Genomic DNA, 15,863 nt, shown 5'->3' with positions numbered 1-15,863 from the left:
GGCGGGCGACACCGGCGGGCGTGAGATTGACGCCAATCGTAACCCCGCCGTAGGATGTATGTCGCAGAACCTTGCTGGTGCTGCCATAAAAGCCCGCCTCGGGCAAAGGCGACCAGCAGATGCCCGGGCCCACCACGGTTATGGGGTTGTCAGCAAGGACGAAACGGATGGCGGGCCAGTTCGGCAATATCCACGAAACCGCGCCCATCATTTCCGGCCCCTCGGAATCGAACGCAAAATAATCGCCGATCAAGCCTTCGAGCGAGGGATGCGGACGTTCCCACCGCATGGCGGTGGCCGGGTGAAGGCGGAACCAGGAGGGATCGATCCCTGGCGTGTGCGACCCGCTCTCAATCATGCGCCATTCCTAACCCGGCCCGGCGCTGCGAGCCAGTCCATCAGCTTCATCTTGCACACATATCTTGAGAGCAGATGGAACGGCCACGACGATCCGGCGGTAATTGCGGCGGCGCTCGACAATCGGATCATGCCGCGAACCCGATTGCACATCGGCCACCGTCACGCGCTACGCTCTCCTCCCGCAGCCATGTCACCAAGTGGCGAGGATCGCTGACGCCGAGCAGTTCCGCTCTCCGCACGACGACCGCGAAGTCGCCCGGGGTCTGTCCGTAAAGGGTTTCATCAACCGGCAGATCGGCGCCAAACCAGCAGCGGAACAGGCAGGCAGCCCGGCCGGGATCCAGAGCCGTGAAGGCGGCGCGCAGCGTGAACCGGCGCTGGGTCGCGGGGTCGAGTTGCTCGGCAAGATTGGTCGTGGCCACGAAGGGGGCCTGCAGAGCTTCCATCTGGCGCAGCATCTCGCTCACCATGCTGCGTTCCCATCCGTGTTGCGCCTCGCGTCGGTCGAACAGGAAATCGTCCGCTTCGTCGATCAGCAGCATACCCTTCGCGTGTGCAGCCTCGCGGAAGGCGGCGGCGATGTTGGCTTCGGTCTGGCCGCAATACATGCCGAGCAGGTCCGATCCTCGCTTCTCGATCAGTTCTATGCCGAGGCGCTCAGCCAGATGTCGCGCATAGGCGCTCTTGCCGGTGCCGCTGGGGCCGGAAAGGAGCAGGCTCCAGCCCGCATCGGGTGCCTGCACCAGCTGATCGGCCATCAGGGCCAGATCGCAATCGGCCAGCGCGAGGGACGGGTCGTAGGCTTGCGGCAGACGGGCTGGAGGCGGTACGCGCCCGATAATGGCCGTCGCCAGACCCTCGCCGATCAGAATGGCGTCACCCACCCTGTTCTCACCATCGGCACGGCGGGCGCCGGACAGGGCCTTGCCGACAATCGCGGGCGCCGCAGGGATCGCCGCCAGGCGGTTTACGTCCGACTTGCCGAGCCGGACGCCGTTGCGCCGGCCGTGCCGCCGCACGATGCGTTCACGGGCGGCCCTGTTCGGGAGCGGAAATTCGATGGCAAGGTCCATCCGCCGGATCAGCGATTCCTGCAACATGTCCTGCCGGTTGAGAATGTAGATGGTCGGCCGCTCACTGCCCTCCACCAGATTGTTGAGCCAGATCTTGGAGGCATTGCCGCGATCATGTCCTGCACTCATCAGCAGGATGTCGTCGGCCTCGTCCTGCACCACGATACGCCGGGCGTCGTTGCGCATCATGGCGCGCAGCAGCATGAAATTTCCGGTTCGCTCGAACCGGTGCGGCTCCCCGCCGCTTTCGTCAGCTTCTCCTGCGAAGACAGCGTGCGCACCAACCCTGCGGGCCAGCAGCATGGCGAATTCAGTCTTTCCGGTTCCGGGCGGCCCATCGAGCAAGATGGAGAGCCCCTCTCCAGACCGGACAAGCCTTTCTGCAATTTCCCGCTCGGCACCGAGATGGTCGAAATCGCGCCATTGCAGGGTCGGTCTGCGCTGCGGGGGCATCAGCCTCGATGCCAGTTCGCGGCCGTTCGGTGCGCTCGATCTCGCCACCGCTTTCAGCATTTCTCCGGCAGAGCAGGTGCCGTCAACGCCCACATTGACCAGCCCCATCCGGTTGAGCAAATGCACCGGGCTGCAGGTGGCGGTCGACATCCACGGACGATATCCCCGCCAGGCTGGCGATCGCGGCCGCCGAAAGATCGCTGGCGAGATTGCCGGATACAATCTGGGCAAGCGAGCTCCAGACGTCGAAGATCGCGACACGCGCTGTAATCCCGATGATATGGCGTTCGATCTCCGCCATGCCGGTCGTTTCGGCCAGCCAGTCCAGCCGCCGGTCGAGCGCATTCGGCTTTCCGTTCAGCGGCCTCCTTTCGAAATCCGAGACGAGCCTGCGCAGCAAGGCCGGGTGATCGCGCTTCGACAGGTCGCTACCGTCCTCCCTTAGCGGGATCATGTCGCCCTAAATAGCATGGTATATATGCAGAAGGTCCTGCCCCTGCTCGCGCAATTGGGCCGGGTTCATGCGGAAGACGATGTCATGCAAAGCCGCGGCAATATGAGCGGTTTCACCATGAAAGGAATCGTCCATGGCAGTGAAAGCGAGGGCAGGCCCATGGCGGCGGAGTGATCGGCGTCTTGTCATTCCGAAGCTGTGACAGGGGCATGCGACAGAAACGGTCGCGCGCCAGCCAGGTCGCAAGTTCAGGCGTTCCTTGCATGGGTGCAAACCACATCCGCGTGAATTGTAATCACAAGCGGGCGGCGGTATGATTGGCACCTTATTGTGCAAACTCCGGTCGCAAGTTTGCTGACGGTGGGCTGGCTTTAGACACCGATCGCTATCTTCGGTTCTGTTCCTGCCAGTTGCTGCGGATGAAAGGCGGAGTTTCTGCCATGCACAAGGCTCGATCTGTTCCTGCAGAGACCTCCACGTCGTCCTTCACGTCGAATGAGGTCAGCCCCAGCGACATCAGGGGCATTGTCTGTCTGCGGTTCGACCCCGGGGCAAGCTCCACGCAGATCATGGCCTTCAGGGAATCCCTGATCGCGAACCCGCATGTCCTTCACCTGGTTGAATCGAGCGGTGCCTACGACATCATGCTCGAAGCATCTGCGCCGGACATGCCGACTTTCGACAGCGTCATCCGCCCGATGTTGCACGCACACGCAAAGCTCCTGGTCGAATGCAAGTAGAGCTTCGTCTGCCGCAGATTTGTGCGGCTGCCGGAAAGTAGCGACGCGATCTGGGTTCCGCTCGCGCATGGCACGAAACGTATCGATATTGATCATATCGACAAGATCACGGCCGAGGGCGATTACATGCGGGTACACGCGGGGGGAAATAGCTGGCTCGTCCACAGGACCATGCAATCGCTCGCCCGCTGTTTGAATGAAGAACAGTTTGCGCAGGTCCACCGCTCCACCATCGTCCGCTGCAGCTTCGTTGAAAGCGTCACCCACGAGGACGGGCACCACGTGCTGCACCTGGGTGATGGCAGCCGCGAACGGGTGTACAGAAGCCGTGCAGCCCGCGTTCTCGCGCGACTCAGGGGCAACTGAACGAAGCTTCAGGCCATCTCGGCGCTAAAATGTTCGTTCACCGAGGAATGGCCGGGTTTTCGACGATGAAGACCTGCGCGAATCATCGGAACATGGCAGCAAGATCCCGATCGACGGGAGATGTGAGAAGAGGAAGCCATGACCAAAGTCAAATCTGCTCCGGCCTTCGCCGCTCTCGCGGCGGCGGGAATTGCCGTGACCCTCTCTGCGCCTAGCGCATTGGCCGAACCCCAGACGGTGGTGGGAGCCCCTCTGCCAGAACGCACGCACAGCGTCAGCTACGCCGATCTGAACCTCGTCACCCCAGCCGGTGAGAAGACGCTGAAGGTTCGGGTGCACAAGGCGGTGCGAATGCTCTGCCGCAACGGCGTCCAGTCTTCCGCCGAAACCCGTGCCAGCCGGACATGTAGCGATTTCGCATGGCGCGGAGCAACTCCCCAGATGGCGGCTGCCGTGAAACGCGCCAGGGAGATCGCGCAGACCGGCCGGTCATCAATCAGGGTGTCCGCGATACGACTTCGCACGCCGCTTTAGCCCGCGACCCGTCTCCCGCTGCGCCTGTCGGTTGCCCGCGGATGAGCGAAATTTCTTTTCGGGTGCAGATTCGGCTTGAAAGCTGGTGCACCCGACAGGATTCGAACCTGTGACCTCTGCCTTCGGAGGGAAGCGGAATGTGCTGTAATGGGTTCACCTGAGATCACTCTTCGTCTTTTTTCCGATGCTGCTCCAGTGGTTTGTCGGAAATCAACTTGTCTTGGCATAATTGGAATGGCAGGTCTTTGCCTGTGCCGTGCTACCCCCGTGCTGCCCAGAGGACAAATAAATGGCTAGGCGAAAGCTCAATAAAAGCATCGTGGACCGCTTGCAGGCACGGGAGAGAGAGTATGTTGAGTGGTGCGGTGTACTCCGCGGCTTCGGCTGCCGGGTGCGTCCAAGCGGCGTTAAGTCGCTTATAGCCCAGTATCGGGTCGGTGGTCGCAACAGTGCCGTGCGCAAGGTGACTATCTGTAAATACGGCGTTCCTGGATGTCCGTCCTACGAGGAAGCGCGAAAAGAGGCGGAGAAGGTCCTCGCCAGAGCCAAGCTGGGCGACGATGTTGCCGCTCAGAAGGCAAAAGATCGCGCCGAAATGACCGTCGCGCAGCTTTGTGACGATTACGTCGTCAATGGCAGCGATCACAAAAAGCCTTCCACAAATGCAACCGACAAGGGTCGAATCGAACGGCACATCAAGAAGCTCTTGGGCTCCAAGCGGATCGGAGAAGTGACGCGCGCGGACGTCGAGAAATTCTTGCGTGATGTTGCGGACGGTAAAACAGCGACGGACGAGAAGACGGGTAAGTTTGGTCGCGCTATTGTGAAAGGCGGCAAAGGTACGGCGACACGCACGGTACGCTTGCTAGGGGGCATCTTCTCATACGCCGTCGCACGCGGCTACATTGAGAAGAATCCGCGCATCGGCGTTAAGGTGTACGCTGATGGCAAAGGCGAACGCTACCTGTCCGCAATGGAATTAGAGCAGCTGGGAGAGGTGCTGCGTGAGGCCGAAACGACCGGACTTCCGTGGCAACTGAATGATAGTGCCAACTCGAAGCACCGGCCCAAGCAAGCTGAGCATCAGCGCGAGATCATATCCGAACATGCTATCGCCGCGATCCGGCTGCTGCTGCTGACTGGCTGCCGGGCAGGGGAAATACTAAACCTGAAGTGGTCCCAGGTCGATTTTGAGCGCGGCTTCCTGAATTTGGCGGACTCCAAAACCGGTGCGAAGACTGTGCTGCTCGGAGCACCCGCGCTTCAGATCCTGGCCGAACTTCCGAGGATTGCAGGAAATCCATATGTTATCGTCGGGGAGAGGAAAGGGAGGCCCCGCAGCGACCTGAAACGTCCATGGAAGCGCATTACCTCTCGCGCGGGCTTGCACGATCTTCGGCTTCACGATCTACGTCATTCGTACGCGTCCGTGGGAGCAGCGTCGGGCATGGGCCTAGGGATTATTGGGAAGCTCCTGGGCCATGCATCCCCAGCAACGACTGCTCGGTACTCCCACTTCGCAGATGATCCGCTGCGCAGGGCGTCCAATAGCATAGCCGCAACGATCGCGGCCGCGTTAGCGGGGCCGGCTGAGGTGCCTTTGGCTCATGAGCGACCCGCCGACCATGGCTGATGCGGTTCCTCTACCACTCTCATGGCGCGCTGTGATGGACGCCGTGGAAGGGAAGCGTGTTCGCGGGCCGAACATGGTCGTAGTGGAGAGCAATGGAAGGCTTGCACTACACGCTGTGTGGGACGAACCTGCGACTGGCCCAAACCCCAAGCTGCTTGCCACATGCCTTCGAGCGTTCGCCGATAGTGGCAACCCGGTGCCCCCGGAAATGTTGCATCGACTTGCGGATATGTTCGACGGGGGCAAGAGCACGACCGCAGAACTTGTATGGCCAAAGGGGGGAAGCGCTCCCAAGTTTGATTGGGTTGCAATCGGCCGTCGCGCCGACAAGATCCTTGCTCGCGTCCCTCGCGGCTATCGAGCTCGCGTCATACACCACGTCGCCACCCGAGAAGGATGCAGCGAAAGGTTCGTAAAAGACGCGCTGAGGGACTTTCGGCGCTTTGGGCGCCCTCAATAACGTCATTGATCAGGCCCTCAATGCCTAGCGACAACGTCCTAAAAATGTGAAGAATAACGAGTCATTCCAGATCATGGAGATGGCTATATGAACTACCCTGAGTATCTTCGCCGCGACCAGGCGGCTGCATACCTCCAGCAGCGGGTTGGCGCCTACACGTCGGAGACTCTTGCGAAGCTGGCTTGCGTGGGCGGCGGACCTAAATTTCGGCGCATCGGGCGTATTCCGCTTTACACAGTAGTGGACCTTGAAGACTGGATTTCGTCTCGACTGTCGCAGTCAGTCGCCTCCACGAGCGAACTTGCGGCCCGCTCGTGACGACCGCTTGCCCTGGGGGATCTGGCGACGCGCCCGCGCAGGATCCAAACGCGATTAGCGGATTCCTCGCCCCCATTGGCGCCGGAATCCACCTTGCAGCCATTCCGGCCGACGGAGGCCCGCCGAGTGGAAAGTATTTTGGTGATGACATCGGTGCAGCTACCACTTTTGCACTCGAACGGAATGTAGCGGGCGAGAACGTATATTTCACGCCAAACGAGCCTGCAGCCGATTGCGGTAATAAGCCCACGAAGGCGCAGATCCGGCGGGTGAGAGCTGTATTCGTAGACATCGACCCTCCTTCGGGAGGCGAAGCCTTCGACAAAGCGGCCATCTGTGCAGAAATTCAGCGCGACGCGCCGACGGTACTGATCGACAGTGGAAACGGCATTCAAGCGTTCTGGTTTTTTGATCATCCCATCGATGCGGTGCCAGAAGCTATTGCTACCTGCGAGGAGATAAACAAGGCGCTGGTGGTTCGGTACGGCGGCGATCCTGCAGCGACGAACGCCGATCGCCTCATGCGGCTGCCTGGCACAATGAATTGGCCCAATGCTCGTAAGCGGGAGCGTGGCCGCGTTCCACGCGCGGCTCAGGTGTTGTCTCCAGACAGCGGACAAGCTCGTCCCACGGTATTCCAACTACAGGCGCATTTCGGGTCTCGGCCCTCCGCCGAAGGTGCGCGCAAGCCAGGGCCGTCGAAGCCCGAACCAAGCGTTGTAGCGCATCTCCGCAGCGCGCTTGGAGCGATCCCGGCCCAATGCGGGTACGATTATTGGGTGCGCATTGGCTGCGCACTGAAGGACTTAGGCGATGCTGGCCGCGATCTTTTTCTCCATTGGTCGTACTCATCACCGGAGGTTGAGCCAGGCGTCCCCGAAGCGAAATGGGAACAGCTCTCTGCCGACCGGACCGGGTATCGCGTCGTTTTTGTTGAAGCTCAGCGGCACGGCTGGGTGAATCCCCGCTCGGCTTCTTCACGAAATGACAGCGGCACATCCAAAGATCGCGGCAGTGGCGGGGCCTTTACAGAACAGTACGGCGGCGTATGGCCGCAGCCAGTGGCGATCGGCCGCGACGAGTGGCTTGTCTCGCGGACGTCACCGGACGCCATCATTACGCGACTGATCTATGCGGATGTCGGCACAATGATCGCGGCAGGCGGCACAGGGAAAACGACTCTCGCTCTCTGGCTGGCTATCCACATTGTGCTGGGCATCGACTTCTGCGGACGCCCAGTAACCAAGCCAGGCAGAGTCGCTCTCCTGACAGGTGAAGATAGCCGCGAAATACTCGTTGCACGGCTGAATATGTTGATCACCGCGATGTTTTCTCACGAATTCCAGACAGAGGCGGATCGACAGGCGATTGTAGACGCGGTTCGTGACGGCATCATCATCATGGATGTTTCAGCCGACGTCGTTCGGCTCACATGTGTCGATCGCGACGTCGTAAAGGTCGACCTTGTAGCTGTAGATGCGCTTGCGGCCTCATTGGCGCCATTTGAGCTATCCCTTCTGATAATCGACCCAGCCGTCTCCTTCGGTGTAGGCGAAGGTCGTGTAAACGACGCAGAACAGGGCCTGATTCAGGCCGCGCGTCGCCTGCGGCAGCTGCTCGCCTGCGCTGTTTTCTATGTTCACCACACCGGCAAGGCGAACGCCCGCGAGAAAACGGAAGATCAATACTCTGGCCGCGGTGGCAGTGCGCTCTCGGATGGCTCGCGCATGGTTTTTGTCATCAATCGGCCCAAGGCAACTGATTGGCTCAAGCAGACCGGCGTCGCTTTGGCGCAGGACGAAACAGGTCTTAAAATCAGCATTGCAAAACTCTCGTACTGCGAGCCGCAGAAGGAGCTTTACGTCGTTCGGAAGGGGTATGCCTTCCGGTTCCTAGAGGCAGGCGCGCCCACCGAAGAAGAAGGGGATCGAGCCGACGAAGATACCGTTTTGCGCTTCCTTTCTGACGAGATCATCAAAGGCATCACGCATAGCCAGAAAACGCTCAGTGATGTCCCCGGCCGGCTTGGTCTTTCGCGTGACAGGCTGCGTAGCATCGTCCGCCGCTTACTCGACAGTTCCGCACTGGTCGAGCAGCGCGATCCAGGGAAATCGAACGCGCTGATCCCTGCGACCCTGGCGGCCACCGACAGGCCGGCGTCATTGAAATGATGAGCTTCTCCTTCCAGCATGGCGGAACGCAAAACCATGAACACCCTCGCGGGTCCTATAGGGTTACTCCCCCGCCGCGAGGGTCGGCTGGGGGAGGTACTCTATCTGCCTCGGTATCGCGGCAGCAAAGGCCCGCGAGGGTCGCGAGGGCTACTCGTGTCTCCGCATTCTTATCAAATCCAAACTCAGTCCCACTGCAATGAAGGGGGTTATCATGAGCAAACGATCAGGGTGGCCCAGCGCCAATCTCTCTGCGAGCTCAGCGCCGACCGAAATATCCAGTGTCGCATCCCCCTTGCACCGTGAAGGTCAACCGATCGAACGAGACGATGCAGGCCGTTTTCTACCGGGAAATATCGGTGGCGGTCGCCCTCGGGGGGCCAGAAATAAGCTAACCGAAACATTTCTCTCGAGGATCGCGCAAGACTTCGAAGACCATGGCGCTGGCGCGCTAGAGGTCCTGAGAGCCGATGACCCCGCCACCTATTTGAAGCTTGTCGCTTCTCTCGTACCGCGTGGACTAATTCTGCAGCATGAGCGGGAGAACGATTTCGCTGATCTCACAATATCAGAAGCTGAGGATATGCTCGGCCGCCTGGAGCGGCATAAATCTATTCAGCGGCGAGTAAACGCGATCAAAAATGAACCTTGAAACGCAAGGCCCCGATCTGGAGATTGGCTAATGACTTTCGACGACAAAGCGCACGCGATTTTGCAAGATGTCTTAGACTACGCTGAAGAGCGCCTTACTCGCGAAGGCAGTCAAGCTCCGGATTCCGCGACGACCTACCTCACGCTAGAATACATAAATGCCTCGCGCGGACTCATGTCTCACGCGTCTCAATACCTCGAAAGCGACGAGTGGGCGGCGGCGGCGATTTTTTTGTCAACACTGCCTTGGGGGCGTCTGAAACAGAGACTGGACCGAAACAGCTCCGCCTGTGCTCGGCAGCTTGCCAGAAACACCTGTTTATATTTCCCGAATTTCAGACTTCTACTACGGCTTTCGCTGTTGCAAGTTCTAAGTTCTGCTGAGGGCCCCGAGACAATCCGCTGGAACGGCATCGTGTTGCTTGCTGCTGCCTCCCTGCCGGGTGTTCGCGCAGACATACGGCGCGAACTCCGTAGGCGGGGCCTTGCGTGGGATGTGACGCTGGTCGGGGATTTAATAATGGAAAAGCGGATCGGCTACCAAACCTCGCCGAACGTTACGCTGCTGAGCTAGGCGAAACTGCATGCCATTGCCGCCCATGGCCGCGGCGGAGGTAAGCGAGCTAGGTTCCTCAGTCCATCGGCTTGATAGCAAAAATCCATTCTGGCCGGCCATCTACAGCGAAACGGAGCAGCCACCGGTGGTGGCAAAGCAGCAGGCCATGAATATCGTCAACAGTGGAGCCTAAGTTCAGCTCATCTCCAGCTCGCGGTCTTCTTGTTGAGAGTTAAGAATGCTAGCCTACCTCGACTGAGCTATGGTTGCAGGGGGGATGCAGTTGCAGATTGTGCTTTTCGCTTCAGACTGGGGATCCGGTCGCGGCGGCATCAACGCATTCAACCGAGATTTCGCAATAGGGCTCGCGCAGGTAGGCCAGCCCCAAATCAAGGTGTTCTGCGCAGTCCCTAGGCCCACTGGCGAGGCGATCGCGAGCGCCGAGAGCTCTGGTGTCTCGCTCATCCCTGTAGAGCCTGACGCGCACGGCCTGCCGGCGCCAGATGCTGGCGGCGCGGCCGCTAAATGGCTTCAAGATAACTGCGGATCTGATCAGGTCGATGTCTGGGTCGGGCACGATATCAAAACCGGTTTTGTTGCATTGAAAGCCGCAGAGGATTTGGGAGGCTCCGCTGCACTGATCCACCACATGCGTTACCTGAGCTATGAGAACATCAGCGGTGGACATGGTGTTGCTGCCGGAGACAAAGATCGGAACCAGCGAGAACTATTCAGTCAAGGTGGCGCCGTGTTCGGCGTGGGAACGGAACTCCAGCAATCAGCAAGGGAACTCTCCGGACGCGATGCCAATCTTCTCGTCCCCGGCTTTCCTCAAGAGTTCAAAATCAACGACGCTAGCGACAGTCAGCTTCGAGTCGTCGTGGCAGGCCGTTTTGATCTTGAGTCGGAGCCACTAAAGCAGAGCCGGTTGGCTGCGGAGGCATTGGGAGCAGCAGTCTTCAAATCCGCCAACCTTCTGCCAGCTCTCGAATACCCGGAACTGGTTATAATGGGTGTCGACGCCGGACGCATCGAGGAGGGCGAGCTCGAGAAGATCGCAAGCGAGCGTGCTCGACGGCGGATCGCGGTCGTGCCAACTCCGTTCGATAGCTCGGGCCGCGAGGTAGTGAAGCAATTGGCGCGATCCAATCTCGCTATACTTCCCTCCATTCGGGAAGGATTCGGCCTGGTCGGCTGGGAGGCGATCGGTTGTGAGGTTCCTCTGGTGCTGGGGGATGCGACCGGCATCAAGCGGTTTATTGATGACCAACTCGGCGGCGCTGGAACAGGCTGCTTCTCCTCTGTCCATATCAGCGGAATGGATCACGAAGCAGACGTTGAAGCTATGGCTGATGCGGTGATTAAGGTTGCCAAGAACATTCCGAAGGCGCGCAGGGATGCTCAGAGTCTGCGGAATCAGCTCAAGAGCCAGCTCGGCTGCAACTGGGGAACAGCAGCCACGGACTTTCTCCGCGCCCTGGCCCGCCAGGGTTTATCGGTTCCGCTGGAGAAAGAGCTGGCTGGCTCGCGCGCCAACGCAGCCACTCCTACGGCTCCGGTAGACGCCAGGTCTCGGGTCCGTGATCGCTATCCTCGATGTGCTGAACTCGACCTGTCAGCAGGGCAAGGAAGTGCGTCGGGTCTGCTAAACCTCATCGTCGAGCTAAGGTTCGGAGCTACAGAAATCGAAGTGGACGGTGTGGGAGTGGTGATCGGTATCCGCCGAGCAACCCTCGAGGTGAAGCCAACGCACGGACGGATTAGGGGAGAACGCTTGGGAGATCGTCCCGAGAGAACACCCGGCATCAGTGCCCGAGCTGGTGGAATATGGGAAATCACATCAGCTGCGGGCGACGAGGTTTTGGCCGGCAAGGTTCTTGGCGATGAGGCGCTTTGCCTCATCGAAAGCCCGCCCAACACGCCAGCTGACGCCAGTGTAGAAGTGTTAGCAGCGAAGACTGACGTGGCGTGCACTTTTGCGGAGATTGACGCCGAGGAGATCGACATAACTACGAAGAAGGTCCTTGGTGTGTTTCTTAAAAGCGCTGTGTTCGATAGCCGATCAGGCCATGTGGTCCTTTCATCAGCTTACGTTGGGCCCGACAATGACGCTAAGTGATGAGGCCCGTGCGGTGGCCAGCCGACTACTCGCTGCCAAAGGCTCGAGTTTTACAGAGCTTGTCCGGCTCTCTGGCCTAAACCCGGCGAAGGACTTCCGTGAGGCAGATCTCGCAGGTGTTGATTTCGGCACCTGTAATCTTGCTGGCTTCGATTTCACGGGCGCGGATCTCCGTTACGCTCGGCTCGACGCTGCGGATGTTCGAGGCGCAATCCTGGACGAGGCCAATCTGGAGGGCGCCATATTCGCTGCAAAGACGAGGTCGACGCGCCGCATTAGAGGTCCACTTTCCACTCGTCGTGAGAAACTCGCGCGGCACCAGACCGCAGCGCTTGAGGTTCTTCGGGCTCGGCTGCGCGAGCCACATGGGAGGGCTTTAATAAGCATGGCCGCCGGGACAGGAAAATTGGTGGTGGTTCTCGAGCTATTGGCAGATTTGCTGCAGAGCAAAGAGGTGGGGGTGGCACTCGTTCTCGCAGGCACAGCGGCAGAGCGAGAACAGATATTTGCAGCGCTATCTCGCGAATTTGGCGACGTGGTTGCTCAGCGCACTCAGGGTAATGAGATCTCCCTTGAGCGGCCACGCATTGTTGTGGGATCCGTAAGCCAGCTCTCGAAGATACGACACGGCTACGGACAGGATTTTTTGGTTCCGAGGGAAGCTGTAAGTCACCTCATTTTTTCCAACTTCGGTCCGCGATCCGCACCGTCTCTGAGACCAATCAGCGAGGCATTCTATGATGCCCGCATCGCAGCGATCACATCTATCTCTCCGAACATGGGCGTCGGAGCGGGTCGTTCTCTTAAGAAATTGATGGAAGTCTTCGAAGAATTTCACTTTATCTATGGGGCTGACTATGCAGTCGAAGATGGGTGGCTCCGCCCCTCACGCATTGTAAGGCGTTCGACGGATGATGTGATCCCTTCGAACAGGAATCTAACGACCCGCGGTGGTTTTAACATCGAAGGTGTCACTAGCGCAGTGCGCCAGTTTTCCGACGATATTTCAGAGTCGGAAACCGCCAACGGGTCTCGCGTGCTTATCTGCAAAGACTTGGAAACTGCCACTTTCAGCTCGGAGCTGGTGGACAGATGGCTAGAAGACGAGGAATTTGCGACGCGCACAGGCCTCGCGAGAACTTTGGCAATCAGCTCGTACAGCTACGACAGGAACATGGCGAATGCTCTTCTAGACGCCCCAGGAACACTGCTTTGCATGACTCCTGGAATCGCTAGCTCCGCGGATTGGTCGCGCGTGGGAATCGTCGGCCTGCTTGCGGCGGTTGAAGATACTCTCGCTCAGGACCTACAGTTCACACCGCAGTACGGACACTCGGCCCGAGACCCTCTCGTCGTGCTCGACTATGTGGATTCCTTGCAGCCTCGTGGCGGAGGTTTCCTGAAGCGGTAAGCGGCACCGGCGTCCCGGGTGACTTTACCGTCATGGCTGTGTTCCCTTCGCTCAATCCTATGAAAGACGAACGCAAGGCGCATGAAAAACTCTCTCGCTCTAACATGGCGAAGGAGCACTTTGAACTCGATGCGGTAACCGCAGTGATCCGAGTAAGGTCGATCCTGAAACGTGAACCCGCTTTCATCCACAAGAGTATCGAGGCAGCCGTTGCAGAGCGCAGGGAAGAGCTGCGTCAGAAAGCACGCAAACGGTTTGGTGTGGATCCCGAACCCGTGAAAACTGAGCAGTCGGCACCGGGCGCAGACCGCGATCTATTCGCACCCTTGGAGCCGAAAGCTGAGGCTCAAAAGCGCGAGACCTCGGAAGTCCGTAAGAAAGGGTTTCTAGCAAACCTATTCCCTTGAACGGGCTTTTGAGGCCATAAAGTCTCACGCTTTTACAGGGTGAATTCTCCAACGGGGAAGGTAATTGCGTGCCGACAAGCCGCCTTTCGCCATGCTGGAGAGATGACGGCATCAATTACCGCAACTCTTCCAATTAGCCCCTGAATGTAATTCTGTCCGGTGAAGGCTCCGCAATGAATGCACTCATTGCAAAGGTAGCGTTCTCCTCGCTTGGTCGTTCGATATGCGAAGCGGATAGGCTCTTTGGCGCTTATCAGCAGTGCATTAAATTCAGGCCACACAGCTTCGACTTTCCCGAGTTCCCGGAGTGAGAACCAGCATCGGTCATGTTCGGTTACAAGGTTTACGTATGAAACAACGGTGCCCTCAGCGCCGCAGCGATAGCAGTAGTGCAGACCTCCCAGCAGGTGGACGCTCGCCGGGGTTCCTATGGCCGGGCCAAACCAAAAGCGACCGCCAAAGAGAGCATTGAGAAACTCGTCGATGGGGAGAACCTGGAGCCAATGCTCCGGCTCACTCCGGTGGCGCGCCGAGGCTTCTTCGTCGGCTGGCAGCAAAGCGGTCAGTTCCGGTAGCTTGCCGCCTAAAACGACCGCTGGAAGATCGCGGGAAATTGGAAATCCCGGCTGCCTTATCAGCCATACTCCCTCCACCCCGCCAGCTCGATAGCGCTCTTGCCGCTCTAGTGTCATCGTTGCGGTCTGAGAGGACCACTGTACTTCAACGGCAACCTTACGCGCATCTTTGATAGCGAGCACATCTGCCCGCCAATCGCCTATTGGTGAGGTGCCTTGAACTTCCGGAACTGCGTTCCACCCATCCCGGCGGGCTGATTCCACGATCAAGCGCTTCAGAAGCATATGCTCTTCAGTCTCGGGTGCGGTGGTACACTCGCCCCGCCGCACGTGGGCAAAGAAAGGAGTGCCGCGACGAGACCTTTTCAGCGAAACAGCTGCATTACAGCATGGCATGTGCAGGTGCCGCCGGAATTTATTCTCTGTCGCGAGAGCATCCCACTCCGGTCTGCTCAGATCGAAGGAATAGATGGAAGCTCCGGCATTGTCGCTGCACCTAACCGGCACGTCGTCATCCTCAATATTGTTGCTTGTCTGGTATCACCCCTCGAACGCCTCCTCTCGGATCTGCGACATCTCCGGACTGTCGCGGGATGAGGTGCACTTGACAGTGAAAGACTGTCTGACCGGCGGACGCACCTGCGTTCATGCCAATGTTGAACCCGCTGACAGCGGCATCACTTAGCTCGATCGACCTTCTCTGCTCCTGGAGCAGCAACTGGATGGCATTTCGCTCTGGCTGAAATAGATCGAAGTAATCGGCGACATGTCGGCGCGGGACGATCAAGGTGTGCTGATCGGTGACCGGAAAGCCATCCCTAAAGGCAATCGCTAAGGCGTTCTCAGCTACAATGCGCTTGGCAGGGAGTTCACAAAAAGGGCAGCCCTCCGAACGGTCTTCATATTTTGCGGCCACATCGCGAAAGTCCGTGTCGTCGCGGTCCCTCTTCGAAGCGTTGCATGAGTAGCAGAGCGCTTGGAGGTTGATGAGATCATCCGTTCCGCCGCAGTTCCGCGGCACAATGTGGTCTACCTCCAGAGCTCTTTCGTCGGCTCGCACACCACAGAGCTCACAGTGAAACTTCGCTCGCTTCAGCACCTCATATCGCGCTGTGCCAGGAACATAGCCGACTGATTTGCGGCGATGAGCCCAAATTGCTGCCCCTCGCTTAGCAATGTAATCTCCGATCTTTCCGGCGCAGAGCGCCGCCAATGAAGCAATCTGCTCGTCGGTAAGCTCCTCGAACCCTCTCAGCCGAAAAGTGTCGCCCTCACGCTCAGTGACCTTCCGATTTCTGGTCAGAACTTTGCCGACCGTGTTCTTGGTGACTTGCTCATAATATTCGACTTGAGAGGAATCGTGAGCGAGCAGCGCTTTCGCAATCTGCTCTACTGAAGCCGTGCCTCGCGACCTCAACAGTTCCAAAAGCATGACGGGCTGGTACACGTGCGACATCCGCATGTCGTCGCGTATGAAGCGCTCAAGTGTTGCAAATGAGTTAGTCAATTGGCCCCTCATCCCAAACGCAGGATACTACTCTGAGTTATTTTCTATAACAGACAAAAGAGCAGTCATGCTCAC

General features: G+C 58.8%; 16 protein-coding genes. 11 read left to right on the top strand and 5 right to left on the bottom strand.

The annotated features are described in order from the left end of the window. The 3 genes from G7A66_RS11110 to G7A66_RS11100 form a co-directional block, all read right to left on the bottom strand. Positions 1-358 (bottom strand): hypothetical protein (locus G7A66_RS11110; RefSeq protein ID WP_408609261.1); only part of this gene is annotated, 358 nt, incomplete at its 3' end. A gap of 127 nt (positions 359-485) precedes the next feature. Continuing rightward, the gene (locus tag G7A66_RS11105; protein ID WP_174295726.1) at positions 486-2,012 is read right to left on the bottom strand and encodes an AAA family ATPase; all 1,527 of its coding nucleotides are present in this window, start codon (positions 2,010-2,012) and stop codon (positions 486-488) included. After that, positions 1,969-2,340 (bottom strand): hypothetical protein, encoded by a 372-nt coding sequence (locus tag G7A66_RS11100; RefSeq protein WP_174295725.1) that lies wholly within the window; start codon positions 2,338-2,340, stop codon positions 1,969-1,971. The genes G7A66_RS11105 and G7A66_RS11100 overlap by 44 nt, the downstream gene beginning before the upstream one ends. A gap of 15 nt (positions 2,341-2,355) precedes the next feature. Here G7A66_RS11100 and G7A66_RS11095 point away from each other — a divergent pair, with 15 nt between their 5' ends. The 11 genes from G7A66_RS11095 to G7A66_RS11050 all read left to right on the top strand — a co-directional run bounded on the left by G7A66_RS11095 (position 2,356) and on the right by G7A66_RS11050 (position 13,706). Next, positions 2,356-2,514 carry a hypothetical protein gene (locus tag G7A66_RS11095; RefSeq protein ID WP_174295724.1) on the top strand — a complete coding sequence of 53 codons (159 nt, stop codon included), beginning with the start codon at positions 2,356-2,358 and terminating at the stop codon, positions 2,512-2,514. Between the two features lie 266 nt (positions 2,515-2,780). Then, positions 2,781-3,080, top strand: coding sequence for an Lrp/AsnC ligand binding domain-containing protein (locus G7A66_RS11090; RefSeq protein ID WP_174295723.1), 300 nt, complete (start codon positions 2,781-2,783; stop codon positions 3,078-3,080). A gap of 21 nt (positions 3,081-3,101) precedes the next feature. Then, positions 3,102-3,446: a LytTR family DNA-binding domain-containing protein gene (locus G7A66_RS11085; protein WP_174295722.1), complete on the top strand. Its 345-nt coding sequence runs from the start codon at positions 3,102-3,104 to the stop codon at positions 3,444-3,446. Positions 3,447-3,584: 138 nt separating this feature from the next. After that, positions 3,585-3,980 (top strand): UrcA family protein, encoded by a 396-nt coding sequence (locus G7A66_RS11080; RefSeq protein WP_174295721.1) that lies wholly within the window; start codon positions 3,585-3,587, stop codon positions 3,978-3,980. 289 nt (positions 3,981-4,269) lie between these two features. Continuing rightward, on the top strand, positions 4,270-5,613 hold the full coding sequence (locus G7A66_RS11075; RefSeq protein WP_174295720.1) for a site-specific integrase: 1,344 nt from the start codon (positions 4,270-4,272) through the stop codon (positions 5,611-5,613). Positions 5,614-6,160: 547 nt separating this feature from the next. After that, on the top strand, positions 6,161-6,391 hold the full coding sequence (locus G7A66_RS14010) for a DNA-binding protein (protein ID WP_206675173.1): 231 nt from the start codon (positions 6,161-6,163) through the stop codon (positions 6,389-6,391). Then, the gene (locus G7A66_RS11070) at positions 6,388-8,562 is read left to right on the top strand and encodes an AAA family ATPase (protein ID WP_174295719.1); all 2,175 of its coding nucleotides are present in this window, start codon (positions 6,388-6,390) and stop codon (positions 8,560-8,562) included. The genes G7A66_RS14010 and G7A66_RS11070 overlap by 4 nt, the downstream gene beginning before the upstream one ends. 682 nt (positions 8,563-9,244) lie before the next feature. Further along, a complete protein-coding gene (locus G7A66_RS11065) occupies positions 9,245-9,787 on the top strand; it encodes a hypothetical protein (RefSeq protein ID WP_174295718.1) in 543 nt (180 codons plus the stop codon). A 259-nt stretch (positions 9,788-10,046) separates the two neighbouring features. Then, a complete protein-coding gene (locus G7A66_RS11060) occupies positions 10,047-11,888 on the top strand; it encodes a glycosyltransferase (RefSeq protein ID WP_174295717.1) in 1,842 nt (613 codons plus the stop codon). After that, positions 11,839-13,299, top strand: coding sequence for a pentapeptide repeat-containing protein (locus tag G7A66_RS11055; RefSeq protein ID WP_174295716.1), 1,461 nt, complete (start codon positions 11,839-11,841; stop codon positions 13,297-13,299). The genes G7A66_RS11060 and G7A66_RS11055 overlap by 50 nt, the downstream gene beginning before the upstream one ends. Positions 13,300-13,331: 32 nt before the next feature. Further along, positions 13,332-13,706, top strand: a complete 375-nt coding sequence (locus G7A66_RS11050) for a hypothetical protein (RefSeq protein WP_206675171.1) — start codon at positions 13,332-13,334, stop codon at positions 13,704-13,706. Positions 13,707-13,738: 32 nt separating this feature from the next. Here the strand turns inward: G7A66_RS11050 and G7A66_RS11045 are convergent, their stop codons facing one another. Both G7A66_RS11045 and G7A66_RS14265 read right to left on the bottom strand, forming a co-directional pair. Continuing rightward, the gene (locus G7A66_RS11045; RefSeq protein ID WP_232366862.1) at positions 13,739-14,677 is read right to left on the bottom strand and encodes a competence protein CoiA family protein; all 939 of its coding nucleotides are present in this window, start codon (positions 14,675-14,677) and stop codon (positions 13,739-13,741) included. A gap of 121 nt (positions 14,678-14,798) precedes the next feature. Next, positions 14,799-15,800 (bottom strand): HIT domain-containing protein, encoded by a 1,002-nt coding sequence (locus G7A66_RS14265; RefSeq protein WP_232366817.1) that lies wholly within the window; start codon positions 15,798-15,800, stop codon positions 14,799-14,801. Positions 15,801-15,863 lie beyond the last annotated feature (63 nt).

It is taken from the genome of Alteripontixanthobacter muriae (assembly GCF_013336795.1).
Lineage (GTDB): Bacteria > Pseudomonadota > Alphaproteobacteria > Sphingomonadales > Sphingomonadaceae > Pseudopontixanthobacter > Pseudopontixanthobacter muriae.
Note: the sequence above shows the minus strand (reverse complement) of the source record. Positions and strands in the feature narration are given on the sequence as shown.